General features: G+C 64.4%; 19 protein-coding genes and 1 pseudogene. 19 read left to right on the forward strand and 1 reads right to left on the reverse strand.

Annotation, left to right across the window (positions count from 1 at the left end):
* Window positions 1-3 precede the first annotated feature (3 nt).
* The 18 genes and pseudogenes from HYH08_RS01845 to HYH08_RS01930 all read left to right on the forward strand — a co-directional run bounded on the left by HYH08_RS01845 (window position 4) and on the right by HYH08_RS01930 (window position 14,230).
* The gene (locus tag HYH08_RS01845; RefSeq protein WP_220008026.1) at window positions 4-255 is read left to right on the forward strand and encodes a hypothetical protein; all 252 of its coding nucleotides are present in this window, start codon (window positions 4-6) and stop codon (window positions 253-255) included.
* Window positions 252-662 (forward strand): LuxR C-terminal-related transcriptional regulator, encoded by a 411-nt coding sequence (locus tag HYH08_RS01850; RefSeq protein ID WP_220008027.1) that lies wholly within the window; start codon window positions 252-254, stop codon window positions 660-662. The genes HYH08_RS01845 and HYH08_RS01850 overlap by 4 nt, the downstream gene beginning before the upstream one ends.
* Before the next feature lie 156 nt (window positions 663-818).
* Window positions 819-1,166 carry a septal ring lytic transglycosylase RlpA family protein gene (locus tag HYH08_RS01855; RefSeq protein WP_349631390.1) on the forward strand — a complete coding sequence of 116 codons (348 nt, stop codon included), beginning with the start codon at window positions 819-821 and terminating at the stop codon, window positions 1,164-1,166.
* Window positions 1,163-2,047, forward strand: coding sequence for a glycoside hydrolase family 108 protein (locus HYH08_RS01860; protein ID WP_220008029.1), 885 nt, complete (start codon window positions 1,163-1,165; stop codon window positions 2,045-2,047). Before HYH08_RS01855 ends, HYH08_RS01860 begins: the two co-directional genes overlap by 4 nt.
* Before the next feature lie 29 nt (window positions 2,048-2,076).
* Window positions 2,077-2,637, forward strand: a complete 561-nt coding sequence (locus HYH08_RS01865; protein ID WP_220008030.1) for a hypothetical protein — start codon at window positions 2,077-2,079, stop codon at window positions 2,635-2,637.
* Window positions 2,597-2,776 (forward strand): hypothetical protein, encoded by a 180-nt coding sequence (locus HYH08_RS01870; protein ID WP_220008031.1) that lies wholly within the window; start codon window positions 2,597-2,599, stop codon window positions 2,774-2,776. The genes HYH08_RS01865 and HYH08_RS01870 overlap by 41 nt, the downstream gene beginning before the upstream one ends.
* A gap of 9 nt (window positions 2,777-2,785) precedes the next feature.
* Window positions 2,786-3,154, forward strand: a complete 369-nt coding sequence (locus HYH08_RS01875; protein ID WP_220008032.1) for a DUF2730 family protein — start codon at window positions 2,786-2,788, stop codon at window positions 3,152-3,154.
* A complete protein-coding gene (locus HYH08_RS01880) occupies window positions 3,154-3,450 on the forward strand; it encodes a VpaChn25_0724 family phage protein (protein ID WP_220008033.1) in 297 nt (98 codons plus the stop codon). Before HYH08_RS01875 ends, HYH08_RS01880 begins: the two co-directional genes overlap by 1 nt.
* 6 nt (window positions 3,451-3,456) lie before the next feature.
* The gene (locus tag HYH08_RS01885; RefSeq protein WP_220008034.1) at window positions 3,457-4,080 is read left to right on the forward strand and encodes a phage protein Gp27 family protein; all 624 of its coding nucleotides are present in this window, start codon (window positions 3,457-3,459) and stop codon (window positions 4,078-4,080) included.
* On the forward strand, window positions 4,077-4,955 hold the full coding sequence (locus HYH08_RS01890) for an ASCH domain-containing protein (protein ID WP_220008035.1): 879 nt from the start codon (window positions 4,077-4,079) through the stop codon (window positions 4,953-4,955). The genes HYH08_RS01885 and HYH08_RS01890 overlap by 4 nt, the downstream gene beginning before the upstream one ends.
* Window positions 4,956-4,965: 10 nt before the next feature.
* Complete coding sequence (locus HYH08_RS01895; RefSeq protein WP_220008036.1) at window positions 4,966-5,337, forward strand: hypothetical protein; 372 nt, start codon at window positions 4,966-4,968, stop codon at window positions 5,335-5,337.
* The gene (locus tag HYH08_RS01900; RefSeq protein WP_220008037.1) at window positions 5,334-6,980 is read left to right on the forward strand and encodes a hypothetical protein; all 1,647 of its coding nucleotides are present in this window, start codon (window positions 5,334-5,336) and stop codon (window positions 6,978-6,980) included. Before HYH08_RS01895 ends, HYH08_RS01900 begins: the two co-directional genes overlap by 4 nt.
* Entirely contained in the window at window positions 6,980-8,587 is a 1,608-nt protein-coding gene (locus HYH08_RS01905; RefSeq protein ID WP_220008038.1) for a DUF935 domain-containing protein, read from the forward strand. The genes HYH08_RS01900 and HYH08_RS01905 overlap by 1 nt, the downstream gene beginning before the upstream one ends.
* Window positions 8,580-9,350, forward strand: coding sequence for a phage head morphogenesis protein (locus tag HYH08_RS01910; protein ID WP_220008039.1), 771 nt, complete (start codon window positions 8,580-8,582; stop codon window positions 9,348-9,350). Before HYH08_RS01905 ends, HYH08_RS01910 begins: the two co-directional genes overlap by 8 nt.
* A gap of 165 nt (window positions 9,351-9,515) precedes the next feature.
* Window positions 9,516-10,270: pseudogene (locus tag HYH08_RS01915) on the forward strand (DNA adenine methylase).
* Between the two features lie 1,035 nt (window positions 10,271-11,305).
* Window positions 11,306-12,970 carry an acetolactate synthase large subunit gene (locus HYH08_RS01920; RefSeq protein ID WP_220008040.1) on the forward strand — a complete coding sequence of 555 codons (1,665 nt, stop codon included), beginning with the start codon at window positions 11,306-11,308 and terminating at the stop codon, window positions 12,968-12,970.
* Window positions 12,971-13,185: 215 nt separating this feature from the next.
* Window positions 13,186-13,533: a Lin0512 family protein gene (locus HYH08_RS01925; RefSeq protein ID WP_220008041.1), complete on the forward strand. Its 348-nt coding sequence runs from the start codon at window positions 13,186-13,188 to the stop codon at window positions 13,531-13,533.
* A complete protein-coding gene (locus HYH08_RS01930; protein WP_220008042.1) occupies window positions 13,499-14,230 on the forward strand; it encodes a GNAT family N-acetyltransferase in 732 nt (243 codons plus the stop codon). Before HYH08_RS01925 ends, HYH08_RS01930 begins: the two co-directional genes overlap by 35 nt.
* 31 nt (window positions 14,231-14,261) lie before the next feature.
* Here the strand turns inward: HYH08_RS01930 and HYH08_RS01935 are convergent, their stop codons facing one another.
* The gene (locus HYH08_RS01935; RefSeq protein WP_220008043.1) at window positions 14,262-14,804 is read right to left on the reverse strand and encodes a hypothetical protein; all 543 of its coding nucleotides are present in this window, start codon (window positions 14,802-14,804) and stop codon (window positions 14,262-14,264) included.
* Between the two features lie 245 nt (window positions 14,805-15,049).
* Here HYH08_RS01935 and HYH08_RS01940 point away from each other — a divergent pair, with 245 nt between their 5' ends.
* On the forward strand, window positions 15,050-16,246 hold the full coding sequence (locus HYH08_RS01940; protein ID WP_220008044.1) for a serine hydrolase domain-containing protein: 1,197 nt from the start codon (window positions 15,050-15,052) through the stop codon (window positions 16,244-16,246).
* Window positions 16,247-16,295: the final 49 nt, after the last annotated feature.

Here is a 16,295-nt window from a genome sequence, read left to right on the forward strand (position 1 = left end):
GCCATGGCCCGGCCGCTGCGCGTTTGCGACCATGCACTGCTCCGCTTCATCGAGCGCGTCGGCGGCCTCGATGTCGAAGGCCTGCGTCGGCACCTGGCCGAATCGCTGAACCGCGCCGCCGGCGCCGCCGAGCAGCTCGGCCAGCGCGATATGACGATCGCCGCGGACGGCTTCCATTACGTCGTCGTCAAAGGCGTCGTGGTTACCGTGCTGACCCCGGCAATGAAGCCGAAACGGATCAGGCCGCGGGCATGACCGAGAAGCTCCCCGGCGTGCTAGCGGAGATCGCAGAGGTGGCGGGTGAAACCGCTGCCCTGATGATCTCTGCCAGGCGCGGCGGGCAGCGCGTCTATTTTCCCAGCACGAAGTTCCTGCATAAAGCGCAGTGGCTCGTCGAGTGCGTCGGGCACGATCTCGCCGCGAAGATCTGCGCGCACTTCGAGGTCGACGGCCGCGGCCAGCGCATCGATATTCCGTTGCACGTGGGTGGAACCTACCGGCAATTCGTCCGTTCGGTTGCCGAGCGAGTGCATAAGCTCGATCGAGATGGCAAATCGTCCACAGAGATCGCTCAGCAGCTGGGCCTGACACAACGCACCGTGCATCGCCATCGTGCGCGACATCAGCAGCGCAAGAACGACAAGCAGGGCAAGCTGTTTTGACAATCTCGCGACCTGTGCGACAGTAAGCTCCCGCATCATCACCGGCCTGACACCTGTCAGGGTCGGGAATTTCGAGAAATTCCGGGATTCTGCGCCCCTCAGCCGGGGGCCAGCTTGCTTCAACCTTCATTCAAACGAGCTTTGACACGGGCATGCGTGGCCCTCGCGCTGGCCTTTGCGCCGATCTTGGCCGCGCCCGCGCATGCGGAGATCTATCAGGGCGTCGCGACCTGGTACGGCGACGAGAGCGGCCGTCACACGGCCAACGGCGAGACCTATGACGCCGACGATCTCACCTGTGCCCACCGGACCTATCCCTATGACACGCTCGTGCGGGTGTGGTGGCGCGGCCGGCATGTGATCTGCCGCGTCAATGACCGCGGCCCGGCCAAATCCACCGGCGTCGACATCGACCTCTCGCGCGGCGCGGCACGCCAGCTCCGCATGATCGATGCCGGCCGCGCGCACGTCATCATCGAGAAGCTCGGAAAGATGCTCGAATGAGAGAGAACTTCCCGAAGAGCATGCCGATCATTCTGGCCTACGAGGGCGGTTGGTCGAACCATCCCCGCGATCCCGGCGGCGTCACGCTGGAGGGCATCATCCAGCGCGTCTATGACGGCTACCGCACGCGCAAGGGCCGCCGCATCCAGCCGTTGACCAAAGCGATGCGCTACACGCCTGCTTGGGAAGCCGAGCGCAACGAGATCTACAAGATCCAGTATTGGGACGCGGTGCGCGGCGACGAATTGCCGGCCGGCATTGACGTCGTCATGTTCGATTCCGGCATCATGTCAGGCCCGCACCAGGCCGTGCTCTGGCTTCAGCGCGCGCTCCGCATGAACGATTGCGACGGGCATATCGGCGAGGCCACGCTGTCGGCGATCGAGAACCATCCGAACCACGACAAGCTCGTCGCTGACATTCTGGCGCGGCGCCTCGGCTTCGTGCAGCACCTCGACACCTGGGCCGACTTCGGCGGCGGCTGGTCGAAGCGCATCGCCAACCTCAAGCAGATCGGCCAAGCCTGGGCGACGGGTTCTGTCGGGCCGCAGCCGGTTGCCGCGCATGTCAATCGGGGCGATGCCAAGGCTTATGCCTCGGACGTGGCGCAGCCGGCCGTCGACGCCAACGACGCGGTCAAGGCCAGCATTGGCGGCGGCACCGTCTCCGCGGTGCTGGAGCAGGCACGTGATACCATCGCCCCGGCAGCCTATTCGTCCGAGATCCTCACGAGGGTCTACACCACCATCGTCATCCTCTGTGTTGTGGCCTCGCTCGGTGCGCTCGGCTATTCCTTCTGGGCGAACTACAAGAGCAAAAAGGCGCGCCGCGCGATTGACGGCGACGTGCTTGCCGAGGTGCCGGCGGGAGCTGCGGCATGAGCTGCGGCATCTTCAATCCGGTGCAATGCGTGTTCGATGTCGTCGACACCATCAATGGCTTCTCGGCCGAGCTGTTCTGGCAGGTCGCGACGGCGCCGCTCACGCTGATCATCATCGCCGGCATCGCCATCGCTGCCTATGCGGTGGCGCACGTGCCCTTCGTCGAGAAGTTCATTCCGATCACGGCGCCGTTTATCCGATCGGCGCAACTCGTCTGCCTGATCTGCGCTGCGGCGCTGATCTTCCTGATCGGCCACCGCGCTGCCGACCAGCGCGCCGAGATCGAGCGCGTCAAGAGCGACCTGGCCTGGACGGAATTCCAACTCGGTAACCAGAAACAGGCCGCGGACGATGCGGCCGAGCTGAAGAAGACAGCCGATGCGACCACGGCTCAGACGAAAGCGCGGCTCAGTGAGTACCAGGAGAAGTTTGGCAATGATCCTTCTGCCGCCGTTTGTCCTCCTCGTCCTGGCGTTGTTGAGTGGGTGCACGACCTCCAGCGTCGAAAACAGAGCGCCGCCGCCGTCAGGGCCAAACCAAAGCGTGGCCTTGTCGCGCGCCTGCGAAGATCTGGCGCGCAACGTCGATGATCCCGTCGTCACCGAGCAGAGCGACCCGTGGCAGAAGACCGGCGAATACGCCGCTGCGCTCGGCGAAGCCAATGACAACATCGACGCAACGCGCGAGTGCCAGAAGCGACAGCGCGAGCGGCTCGCAAAGGGGAAGTGAAGCGTGAACTTGAATGACTGGGCGCCGTGGGTTGCGATTGCAATAGCGGCAGCATCTTTCCTGTACCCGATTTTCAACGGCCGATCGAAGAAGATCGACGCGCGTCTGGCTTCGATCGAGGAAACGCAAAAGCACGACCGCGAGCAGGCACTTCTTCGCACGGTCGCCGTCCAGGCGGAGACCGCCGCCGTGCGAGACCGCGTCACGAAGCTGGAAACCGAGGTCGAGCATCTGCCGGACAAGGACGTGACGCACCGTCTGGAGATGCTGCTCGCGGGCGTGCAGACCGAGGTGCGCGGCCTCTCCGAGCGGGTCAAACCGATCGCCGCCATGGCCGATCGGATTCAGGAAGCCATGGTCGACAAGGTAATGGGCTGATGGGCAAGGACATCATTCGAGAACACGCGCGGCTGATCATCCTGCGCGAGCTGCACGGCCAGGCGAACTATTCGTCGAGCGACAGCATGCTCCAGGAGGTGCTGGAATCGTTCGCAATCGCCAAGTCGCGCGACTGGATTCGCATCGAGATCGACTGGCTGGTCGAAATGGGCGCGGTGACGAAGATGACCGCCGGCACGGCCTGGATCGTCACCCTGACGTCGAAGGGTGCCGAGCATGTCGAGCGGCGCCTCCTGATCGAGGGCATCAAGCGTCCCAGCCTGCCGGAAGGCTAATGCCCGATGGCGAGCCACGCAAAAGCGCGCCGCGGCCGGCTGGCGGAGATCGACAAGCTGCCGGACTGGGCGGATGAAGCCAAGGTCTGGGCGTTCGAGCAGCTCAAGGAGCGAAAGCTCTCGCAACTTGAGATCCTGGAGCAGTTCAACGCCCGTTTAAGAGCCGCCTCGCTTGCCCATGACGCTAGCGCTCCGTTGCCGGAGCCGATCTCGCGCTCGGCCTTCAACCGGACCGCCATGCGGATCTCGCTGCTTGGCCGGCGCCTGGAAGAGACCCGCGATCTCGCTGCGGTGCTCGCGCCGAAGCTGGACGAGGCTGGCGATAGCTCGATCACGCTGATGGTAGCGGAATCCATCAAGATGCTGATCTCCGAGATGCTTACCAACGCCGGCGAGCTCACCGCGGACGGCTCTACGGCAGAAATGCTGATGATGACCGCGCGCGCTCTCGCCGCCGCCGAGCAGGCCAAGAAGATCAGCGCGGACGGCCGCCGCAAGATCGAGACCGAGCTGAAGAGCAAGGCGGCCGAAGCGGTCGAGACCGTCGCGAAGGCCAAGGGCATCTCGGCAGAGACGGCCTGGGAGATCAAGAGCAAGATTCTCGGCATCGAGAGGAAGAAGGGTTCGTGACGGCGCAGGATCACATCGACGGGCGCGAACGCCAGCTGCACATCCAGCGCCGCAACAACGTGCTGTCGGCGCTCTGGCTGGCCGTCTGGATCATCTTCGCTGGGATCGGCGCGGCGGCGTCGATCCATTTCGTCATCACCCACGTCTTTCAGTCAGGAGGAAGATGCGACATGAGCCACGAATGCCCGATCGAGAACTGCGCCGCGAGAGTACGAAACGAATTCTATATGTGCCCGCGTCATTGGCGGATGGTGCCGAGGCCGCTTCAGTCCGCGGTCTATGCGAGCTTCCGCGCGACCGGCCGCATCAGCGACAATCACCGCGAAGCCAAGCGCGTCGTCGAGCAGGCCGAAGCCGGTCTCAAGGCGCTCGATCTCCCGGCCGGCACCAAGGCGCTCACCGTCTATCAGCCCTGGGCAACGCTGATCATCCTGGGCGCCAAGCCGTTCGAGTTCCGCAAATGGAAGTTCACCGACAAGCCTTACCTCGCCCAGCTCGTCAGTCGGCGCATCGTCGTCCATGCCAGCGCGCGCCGGCCGCCGTTCGGAGAACTCGACGACATCCTTCGCCGCATGGACGACGGCGAGAGCGGACTCGACGATAAGATCGCGCGCCCGATCGTCGAAGGGCTTCGCGCAGCATTGCGGGCAAGAGGCAATGATGCTGACCTCAGCGAGATCGCGCCGCTCAGTGTCGCGCTCGGCACGGTCATCATCGGCGAGCCCCGCAGCGTGCTCGACATCTTCAAGGGAACGCCGATCGCGGACAGCGATCGTCTCGACCATAGCCTCTACGGTTGGCCGATGATCGAGCCGAAGGCGTTTGAACGCCCGATTCCTTCCGCCGGCGCGCAAGGCTTCTGGAACTGGTCATAGGAGAGCTGCAATGGAAGACGCGACCGTTGCCGGCGTAGAGCCGGTGTGGGAATTCGCCATCGTCGAAGTGTTCGGCCACCGCCGGCATGTTGGCCGCGCGAGCGAGGTCGAGCGGTTCGGGGCGAAGATGATACGAATCGACGTGCCGAAGCTCGGACCCGCCGAAGGCGAAATCACCTGGTCGAGCCATTTTTACGGCGGCGGCTCGCTTTTCTCTTACACGCCGACGGACGAGAAGACCGTCATGAACTATGCCGAGCGGCTTCGGGCCGCACCCGCGGCAATCCCTTATCGTGACCATGGTGAGAACGACGTCTTCACCGGCGAGGAAGAGCCGCATCACGACGACGAACGGTTCGACGAGAACGCGCTCGACGAATGATTACCGCCGCCTCCACAGCGCCCGTTCTCGCACGCAACCCGGCCGAACTGCCGGAGGAGCTGCTGCGCGGCGCCGAGCTGCCGGAGGGGTTCGATCCGCTCGCCGAAGGCGTGCTGATGAAGCATCAGCGCGAATGGCTTGAGGACGAGAGCGATCTCAAGCTCGGCGAGAAGGGCCGCCGCACCGGAATCACCTTCGCCGAGGCGCTCGACGACACGCTGTTGGCGGCGAAAAGCCGTGCTGCCGGCGGCATGAACGTCTTCTACATCGGCGACACCAAGGACAAGGGCCGCGAGTTCATCGGCTATGTCGCGCACTTCGCCCGCGTTGTCGCCGGCGAAGCTGGGGCGATCGAGGAATTCCTCTTCGAGGATCAGAAAGAGGACGGATCATCGGGCTTTATCTCGGCATTCCGCGTCATCTTCGCGTCGGGCTACCGGGTCGAAGCGCTGTCGTCGCGGCCGGAGAACATCCGAGGCTTGCAAGGCAAGGTCGTCATCGACGAAGCGGCGTTCCACAAGGACGTGCGCGCCGTGCTCGATGCGGTCAACGCGCTGCTGATCTGGGGCGGCAAGATCGTCGTGATCTCCACCCATAACGGCGTGCTCAGCCCGTTCAATGAGCTGATCCTCGAAGCCAAAGCGGGGAAAATCCCCTTCAGTCTGCACTTCATCCCGTTCCAGAAGGCGATCGACAACGGTCTGTTCCGGCGCGTGTGCCTGATGACCGGCAAGATTTGGTCAAACGAGGCCGAGATCGAGTGGGAGGCGAAGATCCGCGCCGCCTATGGCGTGCGTACTGCGGCGATGAAGCAGGAACTGGATTGCGAGCCGGCAGAGTCGGAAGGAGCGGCGCTGACACGCGTGCAGATCGAGGCTTGCATGCGCGGCGGCATCCCCATCATTCGATGGGCACAGCCGGACAGCTTCAAGAATCTGCCGGAGGACAAGCGAAAGGCCGAGGCGCTGCTGTTCTGCGAGAGAGAGCTGAAGCCGGTACTGGACAAGCTCGATCCGAAGCTGCGGCACGTGTTCGGCGTCGACTTCGCCCGCACCGGCGACGGCAGCGACTACCTGATCGATGCGATCGAGGATGATCTGACGCGCGTCTGCGCGTTCCTGGCCGAGCTGCGCAACGTGCCGTTCGATCAGCAGCGCGATATCCTGTTCTACATCATCGACCGGCTGCCGCGTCGCGGCGCCGGTGCGCTCGATGCCAGCGGCAACGGCGCCTATCTCGCGGAAGCGGCGGCGCTGAAGTATGCCGGCGTCCACGAGGTGAAGCTGAGCCAGCAATGGTATCGGCAGAACGCGACTCCTTACGTCGAGGCGTTCGGCGACAAGACCGTCGTCAGGCCGAAGCACGATGACGTGCTACGCGACCACCAGGCGCTCGCCTATGTCGGCGGCATCATCAAGGTGCCGGACGATCACCGCTTCAAGGGCACGGACGGCTTTCCCCGCCACGGCGATTCCGCGATTGCCGGCATGCTGTCCTACTTCGCGTCCCGACAGGACTATTGGGAGGCCGGGTATCAATCGGCGTCCACCAAAAGCGCAGCCGGCGGGCCGCCGGATGACGACAATGAAGGCCGAGCCTGGTGGAAGGCGCCGCTCGGCACACGCATCCGAGGAGGCTTTTAATGGCCCTTAAAACGTCACCGATCCTCGATCAGTTCGGCCGTGCCATTCAGCGCGAGGTGTTGACTGAGGAGATCGCCGGGCCGCGCATCGGCAGCGTGCGTTCGCCGATATCAGGATATCCGGCCGATGGCCTAAATCCGGTGCGGCTCGCCAATATCCTGAAGGCCGCGGACGCTTATGATCCGCTCCGCTTCTTCGAGCTGGCCGAGCAGATCGAGGAGCGAGACCTGCATTACGCTGGTGTGCTCGGCACGAGGAAGCGGCAGGTCTCGCAGCTCGACATCACAGTCGAGCCAGCCGACGACACTTCGGAGGCGAAGGCGCATGCGGCCTGGGTCGAAGGCATCCTGAAGCGCGATACGCTCCAGGACGAGCTTTTCGATATGCTCGATGCGATCGGCAAGGGCATCAGCATCACCGAGATCATCTGGGACACATCTGAAGGCGACTGGGCCATCAAGAAGCTCGCCTGGCGCGATCCGCGCTGGTTCCGGTTCGATCGCAACGATGGCGAGACGCCGCTCTTGCTGGGCGATTACAGCGCCGACGGCGTCGGCACCGTGCCGATGACGTCGTCGGGCGAAACGCCGCTGACGCCGTTCAAGTTCATCACCACTGTCATCCGCGCTAAGTCGGGCCTTCCGATCCGGTCCGGTCTGTCGCGCCTGGTCGCATGGGCCTGGATGTTCAAGGCGTTCGTGCAGCGCGACTGGACGATCTTCACACAGACTTACGGCCAGCCCGTGCGCGTCGGCAAGTATCCGGCCGGCACGACGCAGGGCGACAAGGACACGCTTTTCACCGCGGTCGCAAACATCGCCGGCGACTGTGCTGCGATCATCCCGGCGACGATGGAGATCGAATTCGTCGAGGCAAAGAACGTTGGGCCTGGCAGCGACCTCTACCAGAAGCGCGCTGATTGGCTCGATCAGCAGGTTTCCAAGGCCGTGTTGGGCCAGACCGCAACCACCGATGCGATCGCAGGCGGTCACGCGGTCGGCAAGGAGCATCGGCAGGTTCAGGAAGACATCGAGCGCGCAGATGCGAAGGCTCTGAGCGCGATTCTCAACCGCGACCTGGTTCGGTCGGGCATCGACCTGCAATTCGGCGCGCAGAAAGCCTATCCGCGGCTGCGTATCGGCCGGTCCGAGGACACCGACGTTCAATTGACCGTCGAGAGCGCCGCGAAGCTCGTGCCGATGGGGCTGAAGGTCGGCAGAACGTATTTCAACGACCTTCTTGGCATTCCGTTGCCGGAAGATGGCGACGAATTGCTGACCACACCGGCGCAGGCGCCGTCATTCGGCGGCTTCGGCGGCGATACCTTGCCAGCTGCGCCATCGCTGAACGCGAGGTTGCGCATGCAGGAGGTGCACGACCCGATCGCGGCGCTCGCCGAGCAGGCCGAAAGGCTCTGCGGGCCGGGCACTGATGCCGTGATCGACGAAATTCGCGCAGTTGTCGAGCGCTCGACCTCGCTGCACCAGGTGCAGGAGGAATTGCGCAAGCTGAAGCCCGGAATTGCCGAGCGAAACCTCGCCGGATTGATGCGAATGGCGCGCACCATCGCGAATCTGACCGGCCGGGCGCAGATTCCCGATGCTTAAGTACCACGACACCTCGATTCCGCGCGCGTGCGGCTGCTCCTGGGCATCGCTGCACGCCGAGGTGCTGCCGTTTGCAGTCCAGCCGACCGAGGCAATCGACTTTCTCAGGAAGAAAGCAAACGTTCCGACGTCGGCATGGACCGATCTCTGGCAACAGGAGCACTCGGCAAGCTTCACCGTCGCCGGTGCGATGACGGATCAGTTGGTCGCCGACTTCCACGACGCCGTGAACAAGGCGATCGAGAGCGGCGAGACGCTGGAGACCTTTCGGAAGGACTTCGACAAGATCGTCGAGGAGCACGGCTGGAGCTACAACGGCTCGCGCAACTGGCGCAGCCGTGTCATCTTCGACACCAACATGAGCACGGCCTACGCCGCCGGCCGCTGGGAGCAGATCCAGCGCGTCAAGCGCACGCGGCCGTATCTGATCTACCGCCATCTCGAAGGCCAGAAGCATCCGCGCCCGCTTCACGAGAAGTGGGACGGCACGATTCTGCCGGTCGATCATCCATGGTGGCAGACGCATTACCCGCCGAACGGCTGGGGCTGTCATTGCTGGGTCGACAGCCTCTCCGATGATGATCTGCGGCGCTACGGGCTTAAGGTCTCGAAGCGCGCTCCGCTCTCGAAGATGGTCGAGAAGACGATCCGGCTGCCCGATGGCAGCACGCGGACGGTGCTGGTGCCCGAAGGCATAGATCCCGGCTTCGCCTATCGGCCCGGCGAGATGCCGGCGAGCCTCGAAGAGGCGCTCGACGAATGAGAATTGCTCCCGGCATGGAAGTGGCGGGGGTCGACAGCGCGCAAACGCTGCAAACCGCGGGCCGATCCTGGCAGAAAGACCCGCACGACGAGAGAGTTCGTTCCCGCCGACCCGCCGCTGCTGCGCAGCGCGGCGACCGTAGGCGGGGCGGAGCGATTCGAAGAGATGAGTACAGGAGTTGTCTACAGGCCGGTGAAGCCGGCCGCGGGCTATATCGGCGGCAAGAAGCAGCTGGCGAAGACGATTGTCGCCGCCATCGAACGGATTCCGCACGAGACTTATGCCGAGCCCTTTGTGGGCATGGGAGGGGTTTTCCTGCGCCGGCGGCGGCCGAGGAAGGGCGAGATCATCAACGATCGCTCCGGCGACGTGGCGACGTTCTTTCGCATCCTGCAGCGCCACTACGTGCCCTTTATGGACATGCTGAAATGGCAGATCACGGGGCGCGCCGAGTTCGAGCGGCTGAAGGCAACCGATCCGGCGACGCTCACCGACCTGGAGCGTGCCGCGCGCTTTCTCTATCTCCAGCGGACGGCGTTCGGCGGCAAGGTGGCGGGCCGCAACTTCGGTGTCGATCCGGCCGGCGCGCGCTTCAACGCGGCGAAGCTCGCGCCCATGCTGGACGAACTGCACGAGCGGCTTGCAGGCGTCACGATCGAATGCCTGCCGTGGGCCGAGTTCATCAGGCGATACGACCGTCCGGGCGTGCTGTTCTTTCTCGACCCGCCGTACTTTGGCGGCGAGAAGGACTACGGCGCAGGCCTGTTCGACCCATGTCGATCAACGACGTCCCGGAGATCCGCCGCACGTTCGCCGGCTTCCGCCTGCGGCCGGTGCGCCTGACCTATTCGGTCGCCCGCAGCAACAAGGCACACCAGGCGCGGGAGCTGATCATCACGGCCGGCAGACGGAGGCGCTGAAGAGTCCGAGTTCCGAGTCCGAGTTCGCCACCACGGAGGTTCGCGCGTCGGCCGCTAAACCGTTGCAAGACAATCATTTTGCGTCGATTTGGTAGAACTCGGACTCGCTGACGCAAAAGCCCGGATTTGAGTCCGAGTTCGGAACGCCGCTCCGTGTTTTCCAGCAGTTTTGTGCGCGCCGACGCCTTGGGGTGACATTTGAACTTGCGCGCGGTCTGTATCGCAAATGCGCGCCGAGGGCCGCCCAAGCCCTTGCATTCCAATCACTTCCCGCCGTTTCCCGGATAATCCCGGCTGATCCCGGGAGGTGTCATATGAACCTGCGCGTCACACCTGGCGCCCGGGGTCTGTGCGCCAAGTCTTGCGGTGATGCGGCGATCCAACCGGACACGCGCATCAGCCATCCGCAAGGTGACGGGGGCAAAAGTGCAACGCTCCCCGGGGAGAGCACGACATACGCCGTTCCAACCACTGCGCAGGGAAGGCCGGGATGTCCCGGCTACACCTGTATGCCGCTGTGCAGCCTCTTGTAGCGCAACCTTCGCACAGTGGACCTCGGGTGCCAGTGGGCTCCCGGTCTTCCCTGCGCCCTCTTTCAATTTGAGGGTGAAGCGATGAAGCAAAGCTCGGGCGAACAAGCCGCGAGGCCGCGAAGGCGTGTCCGAGATTGAAGCTCAAATGCAAAAAGGTGCCGCGAGCACCAACCCATCGCCGTCACCCTGAGGTGCGCGCTCTGCTGCGCATCGCGCTGCAGAGCAAGCCTCGAAGGGCGACGGCCCGGATGCATCCTGGCCGTACATCCTTCGAGGCTCGCCGAAGAGGCGAGCACCTCAGGATGACGGGATTGATACTGCCGCCGCGAAAAGACTCAGGATCGCTTTCCGCCTTCGTCAAAGCTTCGGCGGATCCGTCGCGGCGTTTGCAAAGACGACGGTGATGCAGTCGCACGCCTCTTTGTGAGTTGTGCACGCGCCGCAACCCGCTACGATGTCCCCGCTCCCTGATCACGGGGCGCGAGCAGCAGGCGGAGTCGACATGAGCGGGCAGAGCCACAAAGTCAAAGGATCGGACCTGTTCGTCGCGGCGCTGGAGAATGAAGGCGTCGACCGTATTTTCGGCGTGCCCGGCGAAGAAAATCTCGACATTGTCGAATCGCTGCGCGTTTCCAAAATCGAGCTGGTGCTGACCCGCCACGAGCAGGCCGCCGCCTTCATGGCCGCCACGCACGGCCGGCTGACCGGCAAGCCCGGCGTCTGTCTCTCCACGCTCGGCCCCGGTGCGCTCAACCTGTCCACCGGTGCGGCCTATGCCCATCTCGGCGCGATGCCGATGATCTTGATCACCGGCCAGAAGGCGATCATGAGCAGCCGGCAGGCCCGCTTCCAGATCGTCGATGTGGTCGCGACCATGAAGCCGCTGACGAAATTGTCGCGGCAGATCGTCAGCGCCTCCAGCATTCCGACGGTGGTGCGCGACGCCTTCCGCGTGGCGATGGAGGAGCGGCCCGGGCCGGTGCATCTCGAACTGCCCGAGGATATCGCCGGCGATGAGGTCGAGGCCGTCCCCGTGATCCCGGTCCATCCGATCGAAATTCCCGTCGCCCATCGCGCCGCGCTCGATCGTGCCGCCGAGATGATTTTGGCCGCCCAGCGCCCGCTGGTGATGATGGGGGCGGCCACGAGCCGGCCGCGCTCGACGCATGGCATCGCCAGCTTCGTGCGCCGGACCGGCATTCCGTTCTTCACGACGCAGATGGGCAAGGGCACCGTGCCCGGCGGCACTAATCTCTACATGGGCACTGCGGCGCTGTCGGAGCGCGACTATGTCCACGACGCGATCGACGCCGCAGACCTGATCGTCGCAATCGGTCACGACCCCATCGAGAAGCCGCCCTTCATCATGGGGCCGTCGGGGCCCAAGGTCATTCACGTCAGCTACACCTCGGCAAGCGTTGAGCAGGTCTATTTCCCGGACGCCGAGGTGATCGGCGACGTCGGCCCGAGCCTGGAGCTGCTGGCCGACCGGCTCGAAGGCAAGCTGCCGCGGGCCGCGGCGCTGCTGCCGCTGCGTGAAGAGATCCTCGGCCGCATCGCCGACCGCGCCACCGAGGCGCGCTGGCCGCCGACGCCGCAGCGGATCGTGCACGATATCCGCCAGGTCATCCCGGAGAACGGCATCGTCGCGCTCGACAACGGCATGTACAAGATCTGGTTCGCGCGCAACTACCGCACCCGCGTCGCCAACACGCTGCTGCTCGACAATGCGCTGGCGACCATGGGCGCCGGCCTGCCATCGGCGATGATGGCCGCGATGCTCTATCCCGACCGCCGCGTGCTCGCAGTCGCGGGCGACGGCGGCTTCATGATGAACAGCCAGGAGATGGAGACGGCGGTCCGCCTCAAGCTCAACCTCGTCGTGCTGGTGCTGGAGGACAACGCCTACGGCATGATCCGCTGGAAGCAGGCCGTGGACCACTTCGCCGATTACGGCATGACCTTCGGCAATCCCGACTTCGTCGTTTATGCCAAGGCCTATGGCGCCAAGGGCCATCGCATCGCGAGCATCGACAGTTTTGCCCCGACGCTCGATGCCGCTTTCAAGGAAGGCGGCGTGCATGTGGTGGTCATCCCGATCGACTATTCGGAGAATGTGCGCGTGCTGGTCGACGAGCTGCGGGCCCGTGAGAAGGCGAAGGCGTGAGTGCGGTCTCGTGTCCCGGACGCGCTGCAGCGTTCTTACGCTGCTGCGCAGAGCCGGGACCCAGGAAGCTGCAGAGCAGCCTGATGCATGGGCCCCGGCTCTGCAGCGCACGGCCAAGGGGCGCTGCGCTGCGTCCGGGGCACGAGAGGAGCACTTGTGTTGCGCTCTCCAATCCCCAACACTCTCCATCACCACACCAACCACAGGAAGATGAAATGACTCGCGTTCGTTGTGTCACCGAGATGGGCATGGGCGTCGACGTTCACGGCAGGGACGCCACCAAGGCCGCCAAGCGTGCGGTGTCGGATGCCATCCGACATTCGAGCCTCGGCTTCTTCCGGATGATCGGCAAGACCGCGAACGACATGTTCGTCGATGTCACGATCGGCGTGCCCAACCCTGAAGCTGTCGACACGGACGCCGTCGCGAAGGAGCTGCCTTACGGCACGGTGACCGTGACTGCGGTGAAGGGCGGGCTCGAGATTCCCTCGGCGACGGAGGTGGCCAACGATCCCATCCTGATCGCCAATGCGGCCGTCATCGTCAGCTTCGACAAGGACTAGGCCGGTGTTGGACAGCGATGAGCGGCTGCTGGATCGCCCGATCTGGAGCGCGCTGACGACGAGCCAGAAGCATCTGGCTGAAGGCGGGCCGCGCGCGTTGCGCTACCCCGTCGACATGACGCCATTCGCCGACATGGTGGACATGTCCGCGACCAGCTTTGCCGCGCTCGGCGATCTCATGTCGGGATCGCACGTCGCCGCGCTGTTCACGCCGGAGCCGGTCGAAATTCCCGCCGGATTCAAGGTGGTGCTGGCCGAGACCGGCGAGCAGATGATCGGCTCGCCCGCCGACACTTCGCCGCGCGACGCCGAGATCGTCAAATTGGGCGCCGCCGATGTTCCCGCCATGATGGCACTGACCGAGCTGACCAAGCCCGGTCCATTCGCCGTGCGGACGCACGAGCTCGGCACGTTCCTCGGCATCCGCGCCGGTGGCGAGCTGGTCGCGATGACCGGCGAGCGGATGAAGCCGGGAAAGTTCGTTGAGATGACCGCGGTCTGCGTGCATCCCGATTATCGCGGCCGCGGCTACGCCCAGGCGCTGTTGTCGGCCGTCGCGCGCCAGATCGAGGCGCGCGGCGAGATTCCATTCCTGCACGTGTTTTCGAGCAACACGTCCGCCATCGCGCTCTATCAGCGGCAGGGCATGCACATCCGTCGCCGGCTGCATGTCACCGCGTTCATGAAGCAGGAATGAGGCCCGGCGGCGAGCGCCGGGCCATAGACCGTCAGGTCCTGTAGTCGACCAGCAGCGAGCTCGCCGCGGACGAGTTGGAAGTGCCGCTGGAGCCATAGGACGTCGACTGGCTGGTCGCGTTCTGCAGCAGCGAGATCAGCTCCTTCATCAGCTCGGCGGTGGTGGCGGAGGACGAGCTGGACGAGGACGTCGAGTCCGTGCTGCTCGTGCCCGATGAGTCACTGCTGCTGCTCGCGTCGGACAGTGGTGGCGGGCCACCGGCATCGCCGGAGAACGTGTTGGCGAAGACGTTCTTCAACTCGCTGGCCTGATCGCTGGTCAGCTTGCCGCTCGACACCTCGCTCTGGATGAGGTCGTCGATCTTGGACTGCATCTCGTCGGGCGAAGGCGGAGATGACGAGCTGGAGCTGGATGCGCCGCTCTTCATCGCGGAATCGATGTCGTCGAGCGCGGAGGAGAGCGCCGATTCGTCGCTGGAGCTGATGGTGCCCGCCGAGACTTCCTTGGTGAGCTCGCTCTTAAGGCGGTCGAGTGGAGAGTACGAACTGGTGGAGGCTGCGGAGATCGAGGTCATTGTCGGTTGCCCATGCTGAAGCCAGGAATACGCTGAACATGGGTGTGAGGCTAAAGGTCGCTGGCTTAACGAGGTCTTGCCGCCAGGATTTCAGCGGCTTTCGTTGTGTTGCTCGCGCCCCGATGAACATGCCGCGAAACAAAAATGCCGATGCGGCCGGAGTTCACCCGGCCGCCGGCGGATGGGCTTCCCCGCAGCCAATTCGTCGTTATATCCATCTCAACCAACACAGGAGGCCGCATTTCATGGACGCCAGGACAGGTACCGGGGCAACCGATTTTTCCGCCGTACGGACGGCGATGCAGCGCTATGTCGATCAGGAGATCATTCCTGGCGCGTCGTGGGCGGTGCTGCGCGGACGCGAGGTCATCGACCAGCAATGCGTCGGCTTCGCCGACCGCGAGGCGCAGACGGCGCTGCGGTCCGACCACATTTTTCGCGCGTTCTCCAACACCAAGATCTTCGTCACCTGCGCGATCATGCTGCTGGTCGAGGAGGGCCGCATCGGGCTCGATGATGCGATCGAAAAATTTCTGCCGCAGCTCGGCCATCGCAAGGTCCTGAAGCGGGGTGCGACAAGCCTTGCCGATGTCGAGCCGGCGAACGGCCCGATCACGATCCGGCAGCTCCTGACCCACACCTCCGGCCTCAGCTACGGCATCTTCGATCCCGGCTCAGTGCTGTTCAAAGGCTACAATGCGGCGGGCGTGCTCAATCCGCTGACGCCGCTGAGCGACATGATCGACAAGCTGGCCGATCTGCCGCTGTCCTATCATCCCGGCGCGGCCTGGGAATATTCGGTGGCGACCGACGTGCTCGGCCGCGTCCTGGAGGTGGTGTCGGAAAAATCTCTCGATGCCGTCCTCAAGGCGCGCATCTTCGACCCGCTCGGCATGACCGACACGGGTTTCTACGTGCCGGACGCAAAGCAGGGCAGGCTGGTCGCGCACTACACGGGCGCCGACGTGCTTGATCCGATGAAACCCGGCCTCACACGCGCGGACAATTTGCCTTATCCGCAGGCCTATCTTCGACCGTTCCCGCGGCAGTCGGGCGGTGGCGGGCTGGTCTCGACCCTGCCGGACATGCTCGCGCTTGTCCGCGCGCTGGTGCCCGGCCCGGACGCGCTGCTGAAGCCGGAAACGCTGCGACTGATGATGACCAATCAGCTGCCGGCGGGCCAGACCATCCGTTTCGCCAATCTCGGGCCGATGCCCGGCAAGGGCTTTGGTCTCGGCGGCGCCGTCACCTTCGCGCCGACGCAGTTCGATCCCCCGAACTCCACCGGCGAATTCCAGTGGGGCGGCCTCGCCGGCACCCATTGGTGGGTTTGCCCGCAGGCCAACACATCAGGCGTGCTGATGGCCCAGCGCCATATGGGCTTCTGGAATCCGTTCTTCTTCGAGTTCAAGCGCCTGGCCTATCAGGCGGCCGGAGGCTGACTGCGAAAGAAGCCTGATGCGCGATGAGCCATGAGTGATCATCGAAGCG

The sequence above is a fragment of the Bradyrhizobium sp. BR 10289 genome (genome assembly GCF_019455385.1).
Classification (GTDB): Bacteria; Pseudomonadota; Alphaproteobacteria; order Rhizobiales; family Xanthobacteraceae; genus Bradyrhizobium.

Coding starts and splice junctions, on each gene's coding strand:
- HYH08_RS01845 (WP_220008026.1), top strand. CDS start 4: ATGGCCCGGCCGCTGCGCGTTTGCGACCATGCACTGCTCCGCTTCATC.
- HYH08_RS01850 (WP_220008027.1), top strand. CDS start 252: ATGACCGAGAAGCTCCCCGGCGTGCTAGCGGAGATCGCAGAGGTGGCG.
- HYH08_RS01860 (WP_220008029.1), top strand. CDS start 1,163: ATGAGAGAGAACTTCCCGAAGAGCATGCCGATCATTCTGGCCTACGAG.
- HYH08_RS01880 (WP_220008033.1), top strand. CDS start 3,154: ATGGGCAAGGACATCATTCGAGAACACGCGCGGCTGATCATCCTGCGC.
- HYH08_RS01885 (WP_220008034.1), top strand. CDS start 3,457: ATGGCGAGCCACGCAAAAGCGCGCCGCGGCCGGCTGGCGGAGATCGAC.
- HYH08_RS01895 (WP_220008036.1), top strand. CDS start 4,966: ATGGAAGACGCGACCGTTGCCGGCGTAGAGCCGGTGTGGGAATTCGCC.
- HYH08_RS01900 (WP_220008037.1), top strand. CDS start 5,334: ATGATTACCGCCGCCTCCACAGCGCCCGTTCTCGCACGCAACCCGGCC.
- HYH08_RS01905 (WP_220008038.1), top strand. CDS start 6,980: ATGGCCCTTAAAACGTCACCGATCCTCGATCAGTTCGGCCGTGCCATT.
- HYH08_RS01910 (WP_220008039.1), top strand. CDS start 8,580: ATGCTTAAGTACCACGACACCTCGATTCCGCGCGCGTGCGGCTGCTCC.
- HYH08_RS01920 (WP_220008040.1), top strand. CDS start 11,306: ATGAGCGGGCAGAGCCACAAAGTCAAAGGATCGGACCTGTTCGTCGCG.
- HYH08_RS01925 (WP_220008041.1), top strand. CDS start 13,186: ATGACTCGCGTTCGTTGTGTCACCGAGATGGGCATGGGCGTCGACGTT.
- HYH08_RS01930 (WP_220008042.1), top strand. CDS start 13,499: ATGCGGCCGTCATCGTCAGCTTCGACAAGGACTAGGCCGGTGTTGGAC.
- HYH08_RS01935 (WP_220008043.1), bottom strand. CDS start 14,804: ATGACCTCGATCTCCGCAGCCTCCACCAGTTCGTACTCTCCACTCGAC.
- HYH08_RS01940 (WP_220008044.1), top strand. CDS start 15,050: ATGGACGCCAGGACAGGTACCGGGGCAACCGATTTTTCCGCCGTACGG.